General features: G+C 43.6%; 3 protein-coding genes. All 3 read right to left on the minus strand.

Annotation, left to right across the window (positions count from 1 at the left end; genetic code table 11):
* On the minus strand, nucleotides 1-736 hold a 736-nt coding region (locus ACTXGO_RS12580), incomplete at its 3' end, for a metallophosphoesterase (RefSeq protein WP_443574775.1).
* A 94-nt stretch (nucleotides 737-830) separates the two neighbouring features.
* Nucleotides 831-1,289, minus strand: coding sequence for a thiol-disulfide oxidoreductase DCC family protein (locus ACTXGO_RS12585; protein WP_443541284.1), 459 nt, complete (start codon nucleotides 1,287-1,289; stop codon nucleotides 831-833).
* A gap of 63 nt (nucleotides 1,290-1,352) precedes the next feature.
* The gene (locus ACTXGO_RS12590; RefSeq protein WP_443541283.1) at nucleotides 1,353-2,198 is read right to left on the minus strand and encodes a fatty acid desaturase family protein; all 846 of its coding nucleotides are present in this window, start codon (nucleotides 2,196-2,198) and stop codon (nucleotides 1,353-1,355) included.
* Between the last annotated feature and the right edge of the window lie 142 nt (nucleotides 2,199-2,340).

Here is a 2,340-nt window from a genome sequence, read left to right on the forward strand (position 1 = left end):
GCCATACCGCATCATCTAACAACACACTCTCGCTATCGAGCGCGGTGATACCAGCCGCTTCCACAGCTTGAGTAATCTCTTCATCACAGCCTCGGTAATCATGATTGCCAAGCGTTGCATAAACGCCAAGCGGCGCTTTTAGCTGCGATAATTGCTCATGCATATTGGTATTGTCATAAGCGATAGTCGTATCATTCATGATGTCGCCTGCGATAACAACCACGTCAGGGTTTTGCTCATCAACCAAATCGACCATTTTCTTTATCTGCCGATTCCCAAACCATCTACCCAAATGGGTATCAGAGATTAGCGCGATATCCATAGGTTTATCCAACGGTTTGTCTGTCGTAACCGTCAATCTATGCACCACTGGTGAATACGCATTGAATACGGCTAAGCTAGCAATACTGACAAAAGTGACGATAGCAAATAAACGTATAAACTTCGCATTTGGATTTTGTCTATACCCTTTGGATAAGATAAACCAAACCACAGCCGTTATGGCTACAGCATAGAGCATAAAGCCTTGCAAGATAGCGACCACTAGATAGACGTGAAAACGCTCATACCAAAATTCAGTAAAGCCGTAAACGAGTATGACATTATTAAATATAAAAATCGCTAGAACCAGCACCACTTTACTAATCGCCCTTTTAGGCCTAATTAACCATAAAAGAATCATGCTGGTCATAATAGCAAGCAGCTGGGTGAAAGTGATAAAGAACCACATAGCCATATCTAACAAAGTGAATATAAATCCATCTTACGGTACTAAACCCTAAAGCGAAATAGCGCTAGTCAGTTTTCGCGAACACTTCATAAAAAATCCTTTAACGCTTATCAGGGGCGATTTTACAAATGCCATTAGCGCAGGCTTGCGTCACTGCTTTACCATAAATCAATTTGGTTACCCAGTTTGGAATACGGTAGCGATTACGCGCAACCGTAGGATAGATAAAGTCGCCCAGCTGTTTGATAATAGGTAGATATAATACCGATGCCCACTTCACGCCGCCCATTTTATAGAGCAGTCTGATAGCATCCATATGCGTATACCAGTGACCTTGATCGGTCTTGACACACAGATAAGTCATAGCATCATTGCGGCTAAATCCAGCCGCTTGTAACTCGTCTATGCCTGTATCTACTGACGTTAATTCAATTCCTTCTGGATTACGAATTTGCATACTGTGCGCTTCTGTACTACAGAGCACGCAACTGTCGTCGTAGTACATAGTGATAGCGGTAACCTTTGATTTTGAGCGGTTGTCTTTATTTAAAATAATCATCTGCGGGCTCCTTCATTTATTATGTTGAACTTATTATGTTGAACATGACTTTTACAGTATTTCTTATAGTGCGGTATCGCTCTGCATGTCTTTATGACTTCTCGTCTTTTGCGAATAGCTAGGTGCTAACATAGGTATCACAGGTTGCTGCGTCCACTCAGGCGCCTGCGCATCCAAACGCTTAGCGAGCTCTGGCAAATGGTTGGTCGGTACCGCTGGAAATAGATGATGCTCGATGTGATAGAGCAGATTAAAAGTCAGCAGATTGATTAGCGGATGGCGCTCGCTACGGGCATAAACTCGCTCATCACAGCCATGATGGACGCTCCATACTGCAAAGAAGCCGACCATAGTATTGGCAAGTATCATAACGAGCACGTGATAGACCAAGACAGGATGCATAGTAATTAGCGCTGTAACAATAACCGCTGATATCAGCAGCATGTCAATGGCGACAAGCAAGCGATTATGGCGACTGCCATGGGTCAGACCGAACCACTGAATCGCTATTGAAAATAGTCCGCCGCCGAGTATCGCTTGATACCAAGGCAGACGTGCCCAATTGCCCTCGACATCGCTCTCCCCTAATGGGTCACGATGATGATTGAGGTGAGTATGGCGAATCGCATGCGTACTACAGAGCATAGTGATACTGAGCGCAAATAGCATGAGCTCGGTCGCCATCTTGCCGATGCCTAAAGTGCGGTGATAGCAATCATGCGCCTGACGTAGTGCAGCGGTAAAAAAGAAAAACGTTGCCACTAATGCCAATAACCAAAACCCTTGCCACGCGCTCCACCATGATAACAAAAGAAAAGGAAGTGATAGCAATACATTGTAGATAGCGTCAACAGGACGCAGTTGACGTAAGTCTTGCCACTTTATTTGACTGAGCGAAGGATGCCGCATGAGGTTCTCCTTGATTAGTATCTATATAAATATTGAATCACTTCATTTACTTTATTTCTGTCAAAACTGAAATAAATAGTTAAATAATTAGACGGCTCGTAAACTGTGTCCAAACCGCCTAACTATATTTAACCGTTACTAC

The sequence above is a fragment of the Psychrobacter sp. T6-1 genome (assembly GCF_052258445.1).

Bases quoted from the DNA above. Each gene is read 5' to 3' on its own strand.
- ACTXGO_RS12585 (WP_443541284.1), bottom strand. From the start codon at position 1,289: ATGATTATTTTAAATAAAGACAACCGCTCAAAATCAAAGGTTACCGCT.
- ACTXGO_RS12590 (WP_443541283.1), bottom strand. From the start codon at position 2,198: ATGCGGCATCCTTCGCTCAGTCAAATAAAGTGGCAAGACTTACGTCAA.